Source organism: Planomicrobium okeanokoites, assembly GCF_003428875.1.
Taxonomy (GTDB): Bacteria; Bacillota; Bacilli; order Bacillales_A; family Planococcaceae; genus Planococcus; species Planococcus okeanokoites.
The window spans coordinates 21564-41728 of the sequence record NZ_QQRS01000009.1; the positions used below are offsets into that span (position 1 = coordinate 21564).

Below are 20165 nucleotides of genomic sequence, written 5' to 3' on the forward strand. Positions count from 1 at the left end.
ACTTTAAAACTTTAATGAATATAGGTATTAACTCAAATATATGGTTTTTAAAAACAAGCGGATACATCATATCTTTGATAATCTTTTCATCCCCTCCATTTTTTATATTATCACTTACTTTTCCAAAGTATATCCTTATTATTAAAAAATACTAAATGTTTCCATAAATAAAAAAAGTCTACACTGATGTATAAGTTTTTTTATTAATATATTTATTAAATTGAAAGTGCTATGTGTGAAAACACTCTTTGTACTGCATCTAAATGAAGTTTATCTGCTTTATTTTTCTTTAAAACAAAAAGAGCTAAGTCTAATGACTAAGCTCTTTTCGCGAAGTTGCGTTTCATCAATTCTATTATGTGATTGCAAACTCATTAAAATCGTATCCCTGTTTACTTATAGTTATTTTTTGGTCCCTGATCCATCATAACCTCTACCATATTCGAAGATCCCATCTTAAGTTTAGGTCTATATTCTGAGTTTGGCATACTGTAAAGCTCTATAGGACTGATAATCACACCGTCTTCTGTATTTTGAAGAATTCCAGGCACACAAGTATAAATTCTGTCATTATTGTTTGCATTTTTGGAGGAGATGGTAACAGAAGTCCCATTGTGATTATCTATACTCATGGATACCTTGTATCTGTAGAATGAGCCTGTTCCATTTGACTGAGCAGAATAAACCACGGGAACCACTGCGAGAATATCATTCGTTAATCTTAATTTAATGATCTCTTTTTTCACTGAGCCGCTGTTTCGTCCAACATCCCCCATATGTTCCACTGCGCCGTTGCCAAACCGGCTGAGAGGTGGGGTTCCAGTTGCACCAAACATAGCGACATCCACCTGCTTGCCGTTCTTTGTGTAGACTAAAGCATATATATCGTAGTCTGTCCCAGTCTTCCAGGATACTGTAGCTGTAATCTCCGGTGTTTTATCAATTATAATCGGCTTTTGACCTTTATCGAGATTTATCTTGCCTTTTACTTTTTCAAGATTTATCGATGAAAATGCATTCTGGCTGCTTTTATTTTTAGGTTCCGCGGGGAGTTTCTCCGGCTCTTTTGGCTCGGAAGGCTTTATCGACTCCACCGGATCAACTTCCACTCCATAATTCTTACATAGCCCTTCAAGACCGGAATCAAATCCACGCCAGATTGATTTGGCCTTTGTTTGGCCATTCCTTAAATATAATTCTAATACTACTATTCCATTTTCCTTTGAGAAGTTAGCGGGAGTTAACTGGATACTACTATCACCGCTTCGTATCTCTGCCTTTAAGTTTTTTACGTTTGAAAAACCCGTGTTATTATCCTCCGTAAGCGTAACAGCTATTTTAGTAATACCTGGTGGAACTTTACTCAGATCAAAATCAATCTTATGTACTTTTGTATTCCCCACTTTTGCAGAAGGTCTAAGAGCAGCTGCTCCAGAAGAGCTCTCCGGCTGATTATAAAATATAATTCCATTGTCTCCCTGTACTTTTTCTAAATCAGTTAAAAGGAAAGCCGTTAAGGAAATATCTATTGCATCTGAAATTTCGTAGCTCACCGCAACATTACCTTTTGGAGAATTCAAAGCGGTGTTTGCTCCCATTTGAAGCAGTTGATTCATTTAAACCACGCCTTCCTCATTTATGGATTAACTAAGTGTTGTAAAGTTTTCTTATTATTAATTCTCTTTCATTATAACAAAAATTTACATTTCGATGAAATATATCTATTTGTATTCAGCAACCAAATTTCAAAAAAAAAGAGGCATTAAATTTCTTTAATACTTCTTTTTTGCTTCCTTATCTTTAAAATTTTTCGTTACTTGTGACAAGGTTCTCCGTAATGAGTATAAGTGCCGTCTTCTCTTTAAAAGAAGAATGAACCTTTCTCGTAAACTCTATAAATTAAGAACACCTGCCTCAGACTTCTAGGTTAGAAGAAAAAGGCAGGTGTTTTCTAAAATCTAATTATAATACAGGTTCTCAGTTGGATATACCGGATCATTGGTGATGTCGATTCCAAGCTTCTTAAAGGTTTGTTCGTTTTCTCTATTCAATATGACCGTGGAATGAGCCTGGGTGTCTTTTAAATTTGGCAATTGCTTATAAGCCAGCTCAGAAGTAGGGTTGGTGACCGCACTGATTGCCAGTGCAATGAGCACTTCATTGGCGCTTAATGTCGGCACGCGGCTATTCAAGTCATCGGTTTTCAAACGTTGAATCGTCTGCAGAATCATCGGCGACAACAAATTGATTTCATCAGAAATATTGGTCAATTTCTTCAGCCCATTCAGAATCGCGGCTGCCGAAGCATCCATTAAAGTGGTCGTTCGACCGGTGATCATCTCGCCATTCGGCAGTTCTAATGCAATTACGGCCTGTAAATTCGTGCTGTCAATTTGCGCTTGGATTGCTTTCGCATAATTACGGGCCGGCAATACAGGTGCCCGGTCCTCTTTCTTTAAACCGGTCTCTTCCAGAATCACTTGCATGTGGCGTACACTGTCTTCATCCGCAAGCCCTTTTTTATAGTCGTTCTCTACGATGAAACTGCGCCGGATGATTTCCTGCCTGGCAGCTTCCTGGACAACCATATCGTCGGTGATGCCCGATTTCAGGCGATTAACCCCCATATCAGTCGGTGAGCTGTAAACAGAGTCTTTGCCGGTAATCCTTTCAATAATCCGTTTGATGACAGGAAACGTCTCAATATCACGATTGTAATTGATCGCAACTTTGCCGTATGCTTCATAATGATAATTATCAATCATATTTACGTCTTTCAAATCGACGGTAGCCGCTTCATAAGCGATGTTTACCGGATGCTTTAACGGCAAGTTCCAAACCGGGAAAGTCTCAAACTTGGCATAGCCGACTTCATTTCCCAGTTTGTTCTCATGGTACATTTGGTTAAGGCAGGTGGCTAGCTTTCCGCTGCCCGGACCAGGGCCCGTTACTACCACGATCGGCTTTGTCGTTTTGATATAAGGATTTGTCGCAAATCCTTCTTCCCCAAGGACCGCATCCACGTTTGTCGGATAGCCTTCGATTTCGCGGTGAATACAGACGCTGATTCCGCTTCTCTCCAGCTTTGTCATAAATACTTTGACTGTTGGCTGCCCTTGATAACGAGTGATCAGGACACTGTTGACAGAAATGCCATATGCCCGATATTCATCGATTAAGCGTAAGACATCCTGGTCATAAGTGATGCCGTAATCTTCACGGACTTTGTTTCGTTCGATGTCTCCAGCGTATACACAAATGATGATTTCCGCATTTTCTTTCAGCGTGTGCAATAGTTTGATTTTGGCATCTTCATCAAATCCAGGCAAGACACGCTTGGCATGTTTGTCGCCTATCAATTTTCCGCCAAATTCCAAGTAAAGTTTATCGTACTGCTCCACCCGTTCCAGGATGTAGGCTGATTGTTCCTGCAAATATTTCTCCGAATCAAATCCAATTTTTTTCATTAATTTCCGTCCCGCCTTCTATGCTTCAAGCTTTCTCTTAACCCAGTATATAAAAACTCCTTAAGAGAAAATCTCAAATAAAAATCCATACTTTATCATTATAAATTTTTGAAAAAAAAGTAAATCGGTCCAATTGCTTCATTGAGTGGGTCATTCTCATAAACGCAGTGGCCTTACCAAGGATATATTCAACTAATATAAAAGAATTTAAACGTCAAGTTTAGCACATCCAGATGATAAAAACCTGTTTCTCTTGGATAGTCTCAATAACTGAATTGATTTGATTTATCGGTATAAAGAAAACAGTATAATTCAGTTTAATAACTGGATTGCCTTTAACATTTGGACAAATCATGTATAAGTTAGAGTTTATTTAATAGTATAAACCTCATTTACTTATGATACGGTTCACCCTTCATAATCCTAAAAGCCCGATACACCTGCTCCACCAATATCAGCTTCATCAATTGATGCGGGAACGTCATCTTGGAGAACGACAGTTTCTCATCCGCCCGCTTCAAAACCTCGTCATGCAGACCCAAAGATCCACCGATGACGAAGACGATTTTGCTGCGGCCGTAAGTCATCAGGGATTCCAGGTCCTTTGCCAGCCCTTCCGACGTTTTCATCTTGCCGTCGATTGCCAGGGCGATGACATAAGCGTCGGCCGGGATTTTTGCGAGGATGCGGTCGCCTTCCTTCTTTTTGACGATTTCCATGTCCGCGTCGCTCAATTGCTCGGGCGCTTTTTCGTCGGCCACTTCGATTTCGCTTATTTTGCTGTAGCTCCCCAGCCGCTTCGTATATTCTTCAATTCCTGATTTCAAGTATTTCTCTTTTAATTTTCCTACAGTGATAATTGAGATATTCACAAGATATCCCCCTTTACAGTAAATTTACAAACAAGTTATCCACCATTGTTATACACATATCCACAGGCATTTCTATATGTTGTGGCGAATTAAGAACTGGCCACAAGATACAAAGCCGGCTCTTCGCAGTACTCGCACTTTGTGGATAACTTTTCGTCTTCTGATAATTCTGTTAGGATAGGATAACTTTCTGTCTTAGCGACAAATACATCCAAGCCATGTTCCACGTGGGTTTTGCAGCATTTAATCTCCATAAATTCCATTCCTTTCGATTTCCGAATATTCCACACAGTTATGCACAATTCATTCACTTTTATCCACAAGTCATTGTAACAGAAGAAAGCGTTTACGTATAATCATGTTTTCTTCCTTCTGTGGATAGTTGCTGTTTCTCAATTCGCATGAAAGTTATCCACATGTCATTTTTCTGCTTTTCCGAACGATACAACTGTATTCTATGATTTTTCTTAACAAATTTTACAATAATGTTACAAAATAAAAAGAGGGCACGTTAAAACGAAAGTAAAAAACCGCAAAGCCCGACAGCTCTGCGGTTCCATTTATACAATCGGAGGCTCTGCTCCCATAGCAGCCCATTCTTCTTTGGCCGGTCCATACAATCCCGGCACTTTCAATCCAGCCTGGCGCATCAATACGGTCATCTGTGCCCGGTGATGCACTTGATGGAGCAGCAGCACTTTCAAAAGAGTGGCCACAGTCCACGTTTCTCCGTACAGGTCGTGTTCTTCATCCAGCGTTTCATCTGTCCATTTTTCTTTCATTGCCGTGATCATCGACTGGTTCGTGAATCGATAAGCTTCAGCAATTTCTTCTGCCGTATCGGGTACCGGCTTGCTGAAATCCGCTCCTGAAAATTGAAGGCCCGTAAGCGAGACCATTTCTTCCAATGTTGTTGCCAAATGCCATCCGAGACGTCCCAGCGTGCGGTAGCCGGCTGTAAATTCCTGATGCAGCGATTCATCCGTCAGCGACTCGAGCACCTGCTGCGTGCCTTTGGCTTCATCTTTCCAGACTTCATAAAAGTCATCCATCGATCTGAACATTTCCATCCTCCGTTCTTCTATTTCTGCTCTCTATTCATTTCGCCCGAAACTCTGTTTTTCCTGCATAGAAAAAGCCGGAGATTTCTCTCCGGCTACCTTACAGATTTTATTGCAATGAAGAATTATCCACCAGCTCAAATTCGAACTCCAATAATTCCCCGTCACGATACGCTTTCACCTGCAGCGTTTCACCAATTTCCTTTTCTTCATATAGATGCTTGCGAAGCGCGATGCTGCCGTTTATCGGTTCACCGTCCATTTCAACGATGACGTCAAACTCCTGCAGCCCCGCTTCAGCAGCTCCGGAATCCGGAATCACCGAGTTGACCACGACGCCGGCAGTAACGTCAGCCGGCAAGTTCAGCGTATCTTCCCGGTACATCTGCGGCACTTCGTTCAGGTCCATCAAGGTGATGCCCATCGCCGGACGGATCATCTGCCCTTCGGACTCCAGCGTTTCAATGATCGGGATGGCTGTGTTGATCGGAATGGCAAAACCGATGCCTTCCGCCGTCGCCGCATTGATCTTCATCGAATTGATGCCGATCAGCTGGCCGCTGATATTGATCAACGCGCCACCGCTGTTTCCTGGGTTGATCGCCGCATCTGTTTGGAGCACATCGACCTGCCAGTCGATCACATTGTCTCCATCGATGTCGACGGGTACTGCCCGGTCCTTACCGGACACAACGCCGGTCGTTACCGATCCATAAAAATCAAGTCCCAGCGGATTTCCGATGGCAATGACCGTCTCTCCCTGTTTGAGAACATCCGAATCACCGAATTCGGCAATATCTTCAATCCCATCGCCGTCCATGCTGAGGACAGCCAAATCCGTCCACACATCACTGCCGACAAGTGTCGCCGATTTTTTCGCGCCATCCGGCATTGTCACTTCAATATCGGTGGCTCCTGTCACAACGTGATGATTGGTCACCACGAACGCGGTGCCATTTTCATTTTTATAAATAACTCCAGAGCCTGTGCCCACTTCCTGGCTTGGCGATTCGGAAAAGAAATCCGATTCCGCCTGCAGGTTCGTGATGCCGACAACTGTATCATCGGCAATTTCCACAGCCTCGGTGACATCATTCGTTACTTCGACTGAACGCTGCTCCGTCTGCCCATCTTCACTGGTCTCCACCGTTTCAACCTGGTTCTGTGACGTTTGCGCGCTGTTGCCCGGCAGTAAATCCGGACGCGAATAAAACAGCAGCCAGATCAGCAACGCGCCAATCAGCACACCGCCCAATCCCGCCAAAAATGTGCGCCCTCGGTTCGAGCGCCGTCTTCCATTAGGTGTCTGATCGTAATACCCCATCTGCTCCATCCTCTCAGAAAACTTCTTTCTCTAATTTTATGAATAGAATTCTGACAATGCAAGCTTGAGCACTCTGTTAGAGCTTCTATATATCTAGACTTACGAGTAAGAAAATTTGAAATCGATATTACGCAAAACAGCTTCGAAGACTTGAACGAAGCTGGCGAGGTCAAGTCTTTGCGACGAAGCAGCGAAGCGATGCAGGAGCACAATGGTTTTTCCTAGGGGCTTGCACTGAGCTAACTCGGACTCAGTCTCCTTCGTCCGAGTGGATCTCAGCACTTCGCTCGAAACGGAGTTGGAAAGCCAACTCCGTTTCTGTCTCTGCATCGCTGCGCTAGCTTCGAGACATGGAAGGGCGCTGTTCCCTTGGGAGTCTTCGCTGTTTTGCTCCATATCTCTGATTGCATCTATAAAGGATTATCCGCTTATGTCTGTTAAAAATGGTAAGTCGACATTTCAATACTTTAGCTAAACTGAATGAAGCAATAGACGGCGACTCCTGCGGGATTTAGAGCGAGTCCTGAGACCCCGCAAGGAGCGAAGCGGATGAGGAGGCTTAGGCCGCTCCCCGCGGAAAGCGTCCGGCTAAAGCGAAATGATTTAAGATTTTATTGTTTTTCGATAACTAAAAAAGGCTCCGCAAGTGCGAAGCCCTTTTCTTTATACCAATACTAGTTTAGTCGGCACATTCGCGTCCGTATCGAGCAGATCGACATACTCGCCGACAATGATGCCTTTCGTCTGCAAGGTCTGCTCCACGCTCATGCGCGCCAAATCCTTCATATTATTGTCTTTGCTCAAATGCGACAGATAAATCTTCGTCGGCTTTTCAGCCATCACTTCGCTCATCGCGACTGCCGCGTCCTCATTGGAAACGTGCCCGACGTCGCTCAAGATGCGGCGTTTGACCGACCAAGGATAACTGCCCATCTGCAGCATCCCCACGTCGTGATTGCTTTCAAACACGTAGGCGTCGGATGCCTGGATGATGCCTTTCATCTTGTCACTGACATAACCGGTGTCCGTGATCAGCGCCAGCTTGCGACCGTTTTCATGGAACACATAAAACATCGGGTCAGCTGCGTCATGGGATACCGCAAATGACTGGATATCCAATGAACCGAAAGTCTTCACACTATCCATATCAAAATGGAATCGCTGTTCAACCGGAATGGCACCGACCAGATTCTCCATCGCCAGCCAGGTTTTGGCGTTGGCGTAAATCGGCACTTTATGTTTGCGGGCTACTATTCCAAGCCCTTTGATATGATCGCTATGTTCATGAGTGACCAGGATGCCGTCCAGATCACTCATTTTTTTGCCGATGGAAGCGAATAATTCTTCCATTTTCCGGCCGCTTAAGCCTGCATCCACCAGGAACGAATGCTGGTCATTTTCTATATAGATGGCATTGCCGCTCGAGCCGCTTGCCAATACACTAAAACGCATAGTAAAAACTCCTTATTGAGAACCTTCTTCTTCCGGCTTGTTGAATTCAATGACTCCGTCTTTGATGGCATTCACAAAGTGATCCGTCGTTGAACCATCTTCAAGTTCCACCATGATCCGCCAAGTCGGCAGGAACATGCGTGTATCTTCAGAAACGGAAACGTATACCGAATAACCAAGAACCACTGAAGTGATTTCGGAATTCTGCTGCAATGTACCTTTTCCATAGAGTGTTTCAATCGCTCGTTTTGGAGGAATGACATCTTTGCTCTGGGCATTTTCAACAAGGTCCGTAAAGATGGTTTGTTCGTAGCGCACAGCTTCTCCTTCTTCATTCCAGAGAAGCGTCACTTTTCCGCTATCACTATGATACAACGTTTTGCCGTTGATTTCCTGATAGAAGATTGCTTTGTTCTCTTCTTCCATGACATCCCATAGTACATAGTCTTCGCCTTTATAGATGTTCGCAGCAAGAAAAGCTTCGAGGCTTTCCTTGTTTTGCTCGTCCCCGATGCGAATGGGTTCATTGAATGCGACATTCAACATATATTTATCGACGACCGCGACCCGGGTGTCTTTAACCGGTACGTCTTCTTTAGTGAACACTTTCCGGGTGCCGCTGATATACGGCTCCTCGCCCGGCTCCGTTTCCAGATCATCCGGGTAAGTGATCTGGTCACCGGCAAGCCTGTCGTCCACCGCTGATTCCGTCAGGACTGAAAAGTTTTCGGCTTCTGTGTAACTTTCCAAATACAGGGTGTATAAAAAGATATTCAAAATGGAAAAGACGATGATAAAAATCGACTTTGTTCTACTCCAGTCCAAATGGTCCCCCCCCTAACACTTCATTCGTCAACTTCAGCCATGTGTCGTTGATTTTGAAATACCAATTCGGTTCGACCATCATCAGACGATCGGAATCGTTCGCATTCCGGGTCAACTCATAGCCCGGCATGATTTCTTCGACTTGCGCTCTTTCTTCCTCACTCAAGCGTGACAAGGCCGCAAGAACCGCCGTACCTGATGCCTGTTCTTTCGTCACTGTTCTGCCGGTAGGTTCCACTATATAAATTGGCCGGTTATAGCGGAAAACCTGCTCTTCGCCGTCGGCCGTCCCCCATTGCAATTCAATGACAGGCGATACGGTTGAACCGAATACCGGAAGATTGTTGATGAACAAGCGATAGTCGATCAACTGGTTGATCGGCTCCATGCCGAAATAATAATAGTCGTTGGTCCAGCCGCCATGGTCGTTGATGAACTTTGTCGTATTGAAAACTAGTTCAGAAGGAATGGCAGGATCGGTTGTTTCTGCCTTGGATTGAACAAATTCCAACCCTTTCGTGGTTTCATTTCTTTCCAGGAACGCCCCGGTATTATCTGTAAAGCTTCCGTCAGTAAGATTGTTTGCCGGTCCGTCGAAGAGCCGGCTCGCATATGCGTCCAACGGCGTTTCTTCATATAGATAAACATAACTCGAAGTATCGACAGGCTCTTCCGGTATATAAATCGGCAGCGTTCCTATCGAATTATCGGTTATATAAAGGGGATATTGTTCAGCAGGGACGATAATGCTCTGTTCAAAGCTTGCAATATCACCCAATTGCACAGCACCTTCGTAGATGCGTCCCGAATCCGAGTTCACGAAATAAATTTCAAGCGCTCCGTTCGAAGAGCTTTCCCAGTTGATGACCATCCGGTTGAAGGTTGCTTCCGGCACATTGGTGTCTGTAATATTCATCATCGCGTCGAACACCGGAAATGGCACGGCACCCGGGTAATAGAGAACCGCGCGGGCCGGGTCATGCATGATGTCTGTCATTTCACTCACTGTCGCTTCATCCGACAGCAAGGTCAAATCGCTGATTTCCCATTGGTTCATCGACTTCAATAATAAGTCTATCTCATCTTTATTCACTGTTCCGTTGACGTCTTCTTCCCCGTGGTAAAGAATTTTCACCGGTCTGACTACTTGCTCGATTTTTTTCGTTTCCACAATCGCGGATTCGAGCGAAGGTGCCGGGTCATCAATCGGAGCCAGCGTCTTCGGCGTGAAATTCCAGATTGTAAACGTCAGACCGAGACTGAGAAACACAAGCAGGAACAGGACGATCGATTTTATCTGTTCGATATATTTCATTCCCACTCACCTCCGTCATCTGTTTCAAATGGAAGCGTGAAGAATATCGTTGTCCCTTTGCCGTAATCGCTTTCCGCCCAAATGGCGCCGCCATGGACATTGATCACTTCCTTGGAAATCGCGAGCCCCAGTCCGGTGCCGCCCATTTCCCTTGAACGAGCCCTGTCGACACGGTAGAAACGATCGAAAATCTTATCCAGATTCTCTTTCGGGATACCCATCCCCTGGTCGCTGATTTTCGTTTGCAGCAGGCCATCCACTTCACTTACCTGGAATGAAACCTTGCCGCCGTCAGGTGAATACTTCAGCGCATTGGAAATGATATTATCGAAAACCTGTGTCATCTTATCGGTATCGATTTCCACAAAATACGGGGATTTAGGCATATCACGTTCAAAAATGACATTCTGGGACTTCGACATCTCAAAACGGTCGATGATCCGGTTGAAGAATACTTTGAAATCAACCATTTCCTTATTGAGTTCGGTTTCGCCTGAATCCATTTTCGATAATTTCAGCAAGTCATTCACTAAACGGATCATTCGCTCTGTTTCCGTTTGCGTGACATTCAGGAAATTTGGAGCCAGCTCTTCATCCCGCCATGCGCCTTCCGCAAGCGCTTCAAGATAGCTGCGCATGGTCGTCAGCGGCGTACGCAGTTCATGCGATACGTTCGCAACGAATTCCCGGCGTTCCATATCAATTTTTTCCTGTTCCGTATTATCATGCAATACAGCAATCAAGCCATTCACAAATCCGGTCTCTTTCTGGATAACCGAGAAATTTGTCCGCAGCAAAGCACTCTGATCGTAAGTACCGAAATCGAGTGTGATCGCATCTTTCATGTGGATCAGATCTTCAAATGTATATTCACTTTCAAGTCCAAGAACAGTTGTAATCGGACGGTTCATCACCGTTTCACGTGAAACATTCAATAGGCGCAGCGCCGGATCGTTGATCAGGATGATTCTTCCCCTGCGGTCCGTCGATAGAACGCCATCCGTCATATTCGCCAGAATGGAAGCCAGTTTTCGGCGTTCACTTTCTGTTGATTGCTGGGATTCCTGCAAACGGTTCGTCAAATGGTTGAATGCTTTCGCCAATTGCCCGATTTCATCGTCGCCGTAAACACGGACCTTGCGGGAGAAGTTCCCTTTTGCCATGGCCTGGGCGTGTTTCCGCATATCTGAAATCGGTTTGGAGATGGTTTGGGCAACCAGAATACCCAGAATTGCCGTTATCACCAGGGACAATGCCGTCCCTCCGGCTAAAATCGAATTGATTTCGTCCATCTGGTCATAGACATTTTCCACTTTCGCTTCTATATAGAGGGTTCCGAGCAACTCGCCTCCAACCGTCATGATCGGCTGCGTGGCGACCCATACCCGTCGTTCGGTTTCTTTGTTTATTTTAATCTGCTGTTTGGCTTCCCCACTGAGGATGGTTTCCCTTACCAATCCATCCGCAGAACGGTGACCGATCAACGGCTGTTTTTCGATGGCCGAAGAGCCGATGATCCGGTACTGGGAATTGACCACACGGATTTCAGAGATATCATCGGATCTGAAGCCGTTCAATACTGAACGCAGGCTTTGCTCCACGGTCAAGTCGTCATCCGTCCGGTTCCTGATCATCTCTTCCCGCACACTGAATTCGATGATTTCCATCCGGTCGTTCAGGGATTCTTCAAAGCTCTCAATTAACGATTCTTCCAATTGCTGTACAAAATAAAGGCCGATGATCTGCATCGCCAAGAGGATCAGCAGGATATAAATCAGCACAATTTTCACATGAATTGATTTAAAAAAGGTTACTTTCTGCATTCAGTCTACTCCTGTTCAGGATTTCGCAAATAATACCCTACTCCGCGGCGTGTAACGATCCATGCCGGATGGCTCGGGTTATCTTCAATTTTTTCACGCAGGCGTCGGATGGTTACGTCCACTGTGCGGACATCCCCGAAATAATCATAGCCCCATACTGTCTGGAGTAAATGTTCACGCGTCATGACCTGACCGATATGCTTGCCCAGATAATGCAGCAGCTCAAATTCACGATGCGTCAATTCGATCGTTTCCTCACGTTTAAGTACCAGGTAGGCATCCGGCTGGATGGTTAAAGCACCCACTTGGATGTCATTCGAATTCGGTCCTGTTTCTTCAGAAGGAACGATATTCTGACGGCGAAGATTGGCTTTCACGCGCCCCACCAATTCTCTCGTCGAGAACGGTTTCGTCACATAGTCGTCCGCGCCCAATTCCAGACCCAAAACTTTGTCGATTTCCGAGTCTTTCGCAGTCAGCATGATAATCGGGAAATCGTATTTTTTGCGTACTTCCCGGCATACTTCCATGCCATCGCGGTTCGGCAGCATGATATCCAAAAGCATCAAATCGGGCTTCACTTCTTCCGCCAGTTTGATCGCTTCATCTCCGTCGTAGGCACAAACGACATTGAATCCTTCTTTTTTAAGATTAAACTGCAGAATGTCTGCAATCGGCTTTTCATCATCCACTACCAAAATTGTCTTATTCATCAATGATCTCCCCTTTTTTGAATAGGAATTCCCATCCTGATCGTAAACTTTTCTACCTTAACTTTATCACTGTTCAAGCGGTTTAGCATCTCTCATTCATTGCGTGATATTTCCCGGGAAATATTCAAAGGTTTTTTGGCGGAATTGCCTGTTTATTTGCCGTAACATCCAGGTTTTTACGCCGACAGAAAAATGAATGCCAGCGAATCGGAAATCATATTTCCTGCTCGCTGGCATTTCTATCATTTTATTGTTTTACATAATCCAATGGATTTTGAGTGGCGCCATTTTTCGAAATCTCGAAATGCAGATGGATTCCGGTTGATCGTCCTGTCGTTCCCATCACACCGATTTTCGTCCCCTGCGGCACTTTAGCGCCGACTTTGACGTCGATAGTTTTGAGGTGCGCATATATCGTTTCATAGCCATTGCCATGATCAATGATGACGCGATTGCCGAAAGTGCCATCTGCACCTGCCGCTTTCACGACGCCGTGATCCGCAGCCAGAATATCAAAACCGTCCGGCTGGGCAATATCGATGCCTTTATGCTCTCTGCCCCAGCGCGGCCCTTTTTTGCTTGAAATGTAACCGCCTTGAGCCGGCCACACAAATTTGCCGGTTCCGACAGACGGCAATTCTTTCACGCCATTCAATACCACTTTTTCAACCGGCTCTGCCGTCACTTCTTCCTCCACGGCTTCACGTCCAGATTGTTCTCCATCAGTTTCCGTAATCGTGTAGACGACCTGCTTTTCACCGTCTTTGCCTTTTTGCTCGACTTTTGACTTGCCGATAAACAGCTCTTCGTCTTCTTTCTCGACTGTCTCAAATTTGAGCCCTTCTTTTACTTTTTCCTCTTTCTCAACAGTCACTGTGATGTCCTTTTCTTCCAATAGCAGCGTTGCCGCTTCTTCAGGCGTACTGATGTCTGCCGGTGCAGCCTGGTCGGACATGCCGGAAAGATTATCTTCTATATCGATCAATGTGACGCGGGTTTCGCCTGCTTCCAGTTCAGGTAAAGCTTCTGGAGTACGTTTGCTGGCTTCCCACTGATCCAATTCTTCCGGACTTGCGTATGCTAGCAGCACTTGGCGGAGCGTTTCATCGTAAGCTGAACGGTCTTTCAGTTGGGCGATGACTTTACCGTCCATTGCCAAAGCGAAAGTGGATGCTTTCACCTCCAGCTCTTCGTCCAATGCCGCCAGGATCTCTTCCTCATTCTTGGCTGCCGGTTCGAAAACCTGCTCCGCGATCATATTGAAGCTTTCGTCAGGCTCCAGATTCAATTCCTTAAATTCCTGTCCGGCTTCAGCGACTTTCGCCTCCACCAAGTCTTCCACTTTTTCGTCTTCATTTACGGCGCCGATATACTTGCCGTCATTATATATGTGATAAATCGTTTTTAAACCATCATGGCCAATATTTTCTGCTGCTGCAGGGTTCGTATTCAAGCCCATCACCAGAAAAACCGATGCCGCTATTTTAATAAGGTTTGAGCCGCTAATGCTGAAGCTCTTGTCAGTTAAGTTCCTCATATAGTACTCATAATCCCCCTTCATTGATTCTCTCTGAAAATCTCCTGTTCAATTAAACCTCCATCACTTTATCACAAACTTATACCAAAATAGCATAAAACTGCTCAGTGTAAATAAAACGTATTGTTTAACCCATTTAATTACATTTAATGGTTTTTATTAGAATTATTTCTTACGTATACGGTTGTTTTTTCTTTTTCTATTCAATAAAAAAGCCTTTTTAAGGTAAAAATCCGTCATATATGTCATATATCTGTAGCATTTAAAGTAATAAAATGTGGATGTTTTATTAACATAGCGAAAATTATGGACAGAATATGTACGACTTTAATAATCACTCTAAAAAAGAAGCCGGACTAAGCGTACGGCTTCTTTTGGGTCTATTGAATAGCAGATGATAACCGATATTCCGCAAAACAGCTCCGAAGACTTGAACGAAGCAGCGAAGAGATGCAGGAGCACATCTTTGCCTTCATCGCCTGTCGCTTCATTTAAGTTTCATTTGAACTGAAGAAGCGTCTTCTTCAAATATCATAAGTAAAAGACTTTTCTATTATAGAGAGCGAATTGAGATATGAAGCAAAACTGCGAAGACTCCCAAGGGAGTAGAACCGGAGTTGGCAAGCCAACTCCGGTTCGTGCGAAGTGCTGAGATCCACTCGGGCGAAGGGGACCGGGGCCGAGTTAGCTCAGTGCAAGCCCCTAGGAAAGCGAAGCTGTTTTGCTGAATATCGTTTTAAAAAAACTTTCTATTTCTCTGAATCAAAAAAAGCCGGACACAATGTCCGGCTTCTTGCTATATATCAAATCAACGTGTCCAGTCTCCGGCGACCCAGCTCTTCGGGTCATAAGCCACTTTGGCTGTGCGGCTGAAAACACGCCGCTTCGCCAAATCGTCTTATGCCTTTCAGAGCTTAACGGGTGCCGTCGCTTTTCTTTGTCTAGACTCCAACGGCCAACTCCTCGAGTCGTAAGTCTCTCTGGCTAGGCGGCTGAAAAAACGCCGCTACGCCAGAGCGCCTTACGCTTGTCGGAGCTGAACGGCCGTTTCCGCTTTTCTATGCTATCTCCAAACACTAGTAACAATGTTCGTTTGGTTACGGTCAGGTCCCACAGAGAAGATGGAAATTTGGACGCCTGTCAATTGCGCGATGCGCTCCAGGTAATGGCGCGCGTTATCCGGCAATTCGCCAAGCGATTTGCATTTCGTTACATCTTCCGTCCAGCCTGGAAGTTCCTCGTATACCGGCTCACAATCAGCCAGCATGCGAAGGTTCGCTGGGTATTCCGTGATCAATTCACCTTTATAGCGGTAGGCTGTACAGATTTTCACTGTTTCAAGACCTGTCAAAACGTCGATCGAGTTGACCGTCAAATCCGTCAATCCGCTGACACGTCTAGCATGGCGCACGACAACGCTGTCGAACCAGCCGATGCGGCGCGGACGGCCCGTCGTTGTGCCGTACTCCTTGCCGACTTCGCGGATCTGCTGGCCCGTTTCATCGAATAATTCAGTCGGGAATGGTCCGTCACCTACACGCGATGTATAGGCTTTGCAGACACCGATAACATGTGAAATCGTCGTCGGTCCAACGCCCGCTCCGATCGTCACACCGCCAGCAACCGGGTTGGATGACGTGACGAATGGGTATGTCCCTTGGTCGATATCAAGCATGACTCCTTGTGCACCTTCAAATAGGACACGGCGGCCTTCGTCGAATGCGTCATTCAATACTTTCGATGTATCCGTTACGTATTTGGCGATTTCCTGGCCGTATTGGTAGTATTCTTCCATGATTTCCTCGACAGTAAAGCCTTCTGTTTCGTAGAATTTCTCGAACAGGCGGTTTTTCTCTTTCAAGTTCATGCGAAGTTTTTCTTCGAATACGACATGATCCAACAGGTCGGCCATACGGATTCCGACACGCGCAGCTTTGTCCATATAAGCCGGCCCGATGCCTTTTCCTGTAGTCCCGATTTTATTGGCGCCGCGGCGCGCTTCTTCGACTTCATCCTGTTTGATGTGGTAAGGCAGAAGCACGTGCGCGCGGTTGGAAATGCGCAGGTTTTCAGTGGTCACTCCACGGTCGTGAAGGCCTTTCAATTCTTTTACCAAAGCTTTCGGATCCACAACCATGCCGTTGCCGATTACTGAAATCTTATCTTTATAAAAAATCCCCGATGGAATCAAATGCAGTTTATATGTTTCTCCGCCAAAGATGATTGTGTGCCCAGCGTTATTTCCGCCCTGATAGCGTGCAATCACTTCCGCGTGCTCGGATAGAAAATCCGTGATTTTCCCTTTTCCTTCGTCTCCCCATTGCGTTCCTACTACTACGACTGATGTCATTGTCCGCACCTCCGTCAGGCTTGCGCCCTTGTTTCAAACAGGGTTAATTGTATCAATGAAAAGCGCTTTAGTCAATCAAAAACCAAAGAAAACACGAACGCAAATGTGTTTTCACATTTGAACGTTCGTGTTTAGAAGTCTCCGCCGGATTCGTGCTGACTCCAGTCGATGGTGACGAATTTATTGTATTCCTTCACAAATGCCAGCTTCACCGTACCGGTCGGGCCGTTACGCTGTTTGGCGATGATGATCTCGATCATGTTCTGGTCTTCTGTTTCTTTATCGTAATAATCCTCACGGTACAGGAACGATACAATATCGGCATCCTGCTCAATACTTCCCGATTCACGAAGATCCGACATCATCGGGCGCTTGTCCTGGCGCTGTTCCACTCCACGGGACAGCTGGGACAATGCGATGACGGGAACTTCAAGTTCACGGGCAAGGCCTTTCAGTGAACGGGAAATATCCGATACTTCCTGCTGGCGGTTTTCACCGGATTTGCCTGGTCCCTGGATCAACTGAAGATAATCGATCATGATCATGCCAAGGCCGTATTCCTGTTTCAGGCGGCGGCATTTCGCACGGATATCGTTGACCCGGATGCCTGGCGTATCATCTATGAAAATTCCGGCATTCGACAAACTGCCCATCGCCATCGTGAGCTTGCGCCAGTCTTCATTCTGCAAAGCACCGGTACGCAGCACCTGCGCATCGATATTGCCTTCCGCGCAGAGCATACGCATGACGAGCTGCTCCGCCCCCATCTCCAGTGAGAAGATGGCGACGTTTTCGTCCGTCTTGGTCGCGACGTTCTGCGCGACGTTCAGCGCAAAAGCCGTCTTACCGACAGAAGGCCGTGCAGCCACGATAATCAGGTCGTTCCGCTGAAACCCTGCCGTCACCTTATCGAGGTCCCGGAAGCCTGTAGGGATCCCTGTGACGTCCCCTTTGCGCGTATGCAGCAATTCGATATTGTCATACGTTTTCACCAATACATCTTTGATGTGAATAAAATCTCCAGCGTTCTTGCGGCTGGATACTTCCATCATTTTCTTTTCCGCTTCAGCAAGCAACGCTTCCACTTCGTCTTCGCGTGTAAAACCGTCTTCCACAATAGTAGTAGCCACACGGATCAGACGGCGAAGCAGCGCTTTTTCTTCGACGATATGGGCGTAATGGCCGACGTTCGCCGCGGTCGGAACCGCGTTGGCGATTTCCGTCAGATACGACAGCCCGCCGACATCTTCCAATTCCTTTTTGGCGGAAAGCTCTTCAGTGACTGTCACTACATCAATCGCTTTTCCGCGATCCGATAAATTGATCATCGTCTGGAAGATTTTCTGGTGCGCAATGCGGTAGAAATCTTCCGGCATGACAATTTCCGCGACCGAAATCAGGGATTGCGGTTCCAAGAAGATGGCGCCAAGAACCGATTGCTCGGCTTCCTGGTTATGCGGGGGGACACGATCCATAATATCGTTCATCGGTCCATCCCCTTACGCTTCTTCTGTTACGTGAACTTTAAGCGTCGCTGTTACGTCATGATGCAATTTCACCGGCACATTCGTGTATCCGAGCGCACGGATGGCGTCATCCAATTCCATTTTGCGTTTATCGATTTTGATGCCATGTGTTTTTTCAAGTTCCTTGGCAATCTGTTTCGTTGTGATCGAACCGAATAGACGGCCGCCTTCACCAGATTTTGTCTGCAGTTCGATTGTCAGGCTTTCAAGCTCTTCTTTCAGTTTCTGTGCTTCCGCCAGTTCATGCGCAGATTCTTTTTCCTCTTTTTTCTTCTGGCCAGCCAATTGGCTGATGGCTGCCTGATCGGCTTCTTTCGCCAGGTTGTTCTTCAACAGGAAGTTGTGTGCGTAGCCATCCGCCACGTTTTTGATGTCGCCTTTTTTGCCTTTGCCTTTTACGTCTTTCAGGAATATAACTTTCATTCGGTTTGCTCCCCCTCATATGTTTCTGAAATGGTTTCTTTTAATGATGCAATCGCTTCTTCGATTGTCGCTTCCGGCATTTGGGTTGCCGCATTCGTCAAGTGGCCGCCGCCTCCGAGATTTTCCATGATCACCTGGACATTCACTTCTCCAAGCGACCGGGCTGAGATGCCGACGCCGCCTTCATTCCGTTCAGCTACAACAAACGATGCGTTGACATCTTTCATCGTGAGCAGAATATCAGCGGTCTGCGCAATCAGCACCGGGCTGTAGACGCGGTCCGGCTGGCCGTGGGCAATCACGATGCCATTGCCCACAAATTCGACGGTTTCCACGATTCTCGCGCGTTCAAGGTACGTGTCCATATCTTCTTTCAATAAACGCTGTACAAGCACCGTATCGGCGCCATTCGCACGGAGATAGGATGCCGCCTCGAAAGTACGGGCGCCTGTCCGCAATGTAAAACTTTTCGTATCCACGATAATGCCGGCAAGCATCGCTGTCGCTTCAAGCATCGACAGCTTTTCATGCTTCGGCTGATATTCAATCAATTCCGTCACCAATTCGGCTGTGGAAGATGCATAAGGTTCCATATAAACCAGCATGGTGTTGGTGATGAATTCTTCGCCTCTGCGGTGGTGGTCGATCAGGACGACCCGTTCCATCCGCTGAAGCAGCCGTTCTTCTATCACCATCGACGGTTTATGGGTATCCACTACGACAAGCAGGGAATTATCCGTCATATCGGCAAGCGCCTCTTCCGGCGTGATGAATTGCTCAAACAGATCGGCGTCCCCTTCAATTTCCTCCATCAGCCGGCTGACACTGCGGTCATACTCATCAAAGTCGAGGACGATGCGCCCTTTGACTTTATTCATCGCGGCCATTTTGGCTACGCCTACCGCCGCGCCGATGGAATCCATGTCCGGCATCTTATGTCCCATGATGAAGACCTGGTCGCTATCCTGGATCAAATCACGCAAAGCGTGTGAGATGACGCGTGCACGAACCCGCGTCCGTTTTTCAACGGGGTTGGTTTTCCCGCCATAGAATTTCACCTTGCCGCTCGGATGCTTGATGGCCACCTGGTCGCCGCCGCGCCCAAGTACAAGGTCAAGCCCCGATTGCGCCATGCTGCCAAGTTCGACGAGCGATGCGGAGCCCGCACCCACTCCGATGCTTAACGTAAGCGCCAGATTATCCTTCGATGTCACATCGCGGATATCGTCCAGAATGGCAAACTTCGAAATTTCCAGTTGTTTCAGGATCGATTCATTGAAGACCGCCATGAAACGGTCGGATGAAACCCGTTTGACGAAGATGCCATGCGTCGCTCCCCAATCATTGATCAGCGAAGTGACCAGGCTGTTCAGGTTGCTTCGCGTCTGGTCATCCATGCCCTGCGCCAGTTCATCGTAATTATCGATGAAAAGGATACCGATGACGGGTACCTCAACTTCCTTTTCCTAAAAAAAGC

The 20165-nt window shown here is 46.3% G+C and carries 15 protein-coding genes and 1 pseudogene; all 16 read right to left on the reverse strand.

Annotation, left to right across the window (positions count from 1 at the left end):
- Positions 1 to 392: 392 nt before the first annotated feature.
- Positions 393 to 1616, reverse strand: a complete 1224-nt coding sequence (locus D2910_RS14380; RefSeq protein ID WP_117313986.1) for a TerD family protein — start codon at positions 1614 to 1616, stop codon at positions 393 to 395.
- A gap of 342 nt (positions 1617 to 1958) precedes the next feature.
- The gene (locus tag D2910_RS14385) at positions 1959 to 3467 is read right to left on the reverse strand and encodes a DUF1846 domain-containing protein (RefSeq protein WP_117313988.1); all 1509 of its coding nucleotides are present in this window, start codon (positions 3465 to 3467) and stop codon (positions 1959 to 1961) included.
- A gap of 392 nt (positions 3468 to 3859) precedes the next feature.
- Positions 3860 to 4339, reverse strand: coding sequence for a 23S rRNA (pseudouridine(1915)-N(3))-methyltransferase RlmH (rlmH, locus tag D2910_RS14390; RefSeq protein WP_084243459.1), 480 nt, complete (start codon positions 4337 to 4339; stop codon positions 3860 to 3862).
- Positions 4340 to 4428: 89 nt separating this feature from the next.
- Positions 4429 to 4602, reverse strand: a complete 174-nt coding sequence (locus tag D2910_RS14395; RefSeq protein WP_338066462.1) for a CxxH/CxxC protein — start codon at positions 4600 to 4602, stop codon at positions 4429 to 4431.
- Positions 4603 to 4899: 297 nt separating this feature from the next.
- The gene (locus tag D2910_RS14400; RefSeq protein ID WP_117313990.1) at positions 4900 to 5403 is read right to left on the reverse strand and encodes a DinB family protein; all 504 of its coding nucleotides are present in this window, start codon (positions 5401 to 5403) and stop codon (positions 4900 to 4902) included.
- Between the two features lie 106 nt (positions 5404 to 5509).
- Complete coding sequence (locus D2910_RS14405; protein ID WP_117313991.1) at positions 5510 to 6724, reverse strand: S1C family serine protease; 1215 nt, start codon at positions 6722 to 6724, stop codon at positions 5510 to 5512.
- A 663-nt stretch (positions 6725 to 7387) separates the two neighbouring features.
- Entirely contained in the window at positions 7388 to 8176 is a 789-nt protein-coding gene (locus D2910_RS14415) for an MBL fold metallo-hydrolase (protein ID WP_117313995.1), read from the reverse strand.
- A 12-nt stretch (positions 8177 to 8188) separates the two neighbouring features.
- The gene (locus D2910_RS14420) at positions 8189 to 9001 is read right to left on the reverse strand and encodes a two-component system regulatory protein YycI (protein ID WP_084243454.1); all 813 of its coding nucleotides are present in this window, start codon (positions 8999 to 9001) and stop codon (positions 8189 to 8191) included.
- Positions 8988 to 10316 carry a YycH family regulatory protein gene (locus D2910_RS14425; protein WP_084243453.1) on the reverse strand — a complete coding sequence of 443 codons (1329 nt, stop codon included), beginning with the start codon at positions 10314 to 10316 and terminating at the stop codon, positions 8988 to 8990. Before D2910_RS14425 ends, D2910_RS14420 begins: the two co-directional genes overlap by 14 nt.
- Entirely contained in the window at positions 10313 to 12139 is a 1827-nt protein-coding gene (walK, locus tag D2910_RS14430) for a cell wall metabolism sensor histidine kinase WalK (RefSeq protein ID WP_117313997.1), read from the reverse strand. The genes D2910_RS14425 and walK overlap by 4 nt, the downstream gene beginning before the upstream one ends.
- Before the next feature lie 5 nt (positions 12140 to 12144).
- The gene (yycF, locus tag D2910_RS14435) at positions 12145 to 12852 is read right to left on the reverse strand and encodes a response regulator YycF (protein WP_117313999.1); all 708 of its coding nucleotides are present in this window, start codon (positions 12850 to 12852) and stop codon (positions 12145 to 12147) included.
- Positions 12853 to 13099: 247 nt separating this feature from the next.
- Positions 13100 to 14389 (reverse strand): M23 family metallopeptidase, encoded by a 1290-nt coding sequence (locus D2910_RS14440; protein ID WP_165850191.1) that lies wholly within the window; start codon positions 14387 to 14389, stop codon positions 13100 to 13102.
- Positions 14390 to 15452: 1063 nt separating this feature from the next.
- Positions 15453 to 16739, reverse strand: a complete 1287-nt coding sequence (locus D2910_RS14445) for an adenylosuccinate synthase (RefSeq protein WP_084243448.1) — start codon at positions 16737 to 16739, stop codon at positions 15453 to 15455.
- A gap of 131 nt (positions 16740 to 16870) precedes the next feature.
- Complete coding sequence (gene dnaB, locus D2910_RS14450; RefSeq protein WP_117314003.1) at positions 16871 to 18226, reverse strand: replicative DNA helicase; 1356 nt, start codon at positions 18224 to 18226, stop codon at positions 16871 to 16873.
- A gap of 12 nt (positions 18227 to 18238) precedes the next feature.
- Positions 18239 to 18688, reverse strand: coding sequence for a 50S ribosomal protein L9 (rplI, locus tag D2910_RS14455; RefSeq protein ID WP_117314005.1), 450 nt, complete (start codon positions 18686 to 18688; stop codon positions 18239 to 18241).
- Positions 18685 to 20133, reverse strand: a pseudogene (locus D2910_RS14460) (DHH family phosphoesterase); the annotation flags it as partial. The gene rplI and the pseudogene D2910_RS14460, both read right to left, overlap by 4 nt.
- Positions 20134 to 20165: the final 32 nt, after the last annotated feature.

Coding starts and splice junctions, on each gene's coding strand:
- D2910_RS14440 (WP_165850191.1), bottom strand. CDS start 14,389: ATGAGGAACTTAACTGACAAGAGCTTCAGCATTAGCGGCTCAAACCTT.
- D2910_RS14405 (WP_117313991.1), bottom strand. CDS start 6,724: ATGGGGTATTACGATCAGACACCTAATGGAAGACGGCGCTCGAACCGA.
- D2910_RS14425 (WP_084243453.1), bottom strand. CDS start 10,316: ATGAAATATATCGAACAGATAAAATCGATCGTCCTGTTCCTGCTTGTG.
- D2910_RS14380 (WP_117313986.1), bottom strand. CDS start 1,616: ATGAATCAACTGCTTCAAATGGGAGCAAACACCGCTTTGAATTCTCCA.
- D2910_RS14445 (WP_084243448.1), bottom strand. CDS start 16,739: ATGACATCAGTCGTAGTAGTAGGAACGCAATGGGGAGACGAAGGAAAA.
- D2910_RS14415 (WP_117313995.1), bottom strand. CDS start 8,176: ATGCGTTTTAGTGTATTGGCAAGCGGCTCGAGCGGCAATGCCATCTAT.
- D2910_RS14400 (WP_117313990.1), bottom strand. CDS start 5,403: ATGTTCAGATCGATGGATGACTTTTATGAAGTCTGGAAAGATGAAGCC.
- D2910_RS14385 (WP_117313988.1), bottom strand. CDS start 3,467: ATGAAAAAAATTGGATTTGATTCGGAGAAATATTTGCAGGAACAATCA.
- yycF (WP_117313999.1), bottom strand. CDS start 12,852: ATGAATAAGACAATTTTGGTAGTGGATGATGAAAAGCCGATTGCAGAC.
- dnaB (WP_117314003.1), bottom strand. CDS start 18,226: ATGAACGATATTATGGATCGTGTCCCCCCGCATAACCAGGAAGCCGAG.
- rplI (WP_117314005.1), bottom strand. CDS start 18,688: ATGAAAGTTATATTCCTGAAAGACGTAAAAGGCAAAGGCAAAAAAGGC.
- D2910_RS14395 (WP_338066462.1), bottom strand. CDS start 4,602: ATGGAATTTATGGAGATTAAATGCTGCAAAACCCACGTGGAACATGGC.
- walK (WP_117313997.1), bottom strand. CDS start 12,139: ATGCAGAAAGTAACCTTTTTTAAATCAATTCATGTGAAAATTGTGCTG.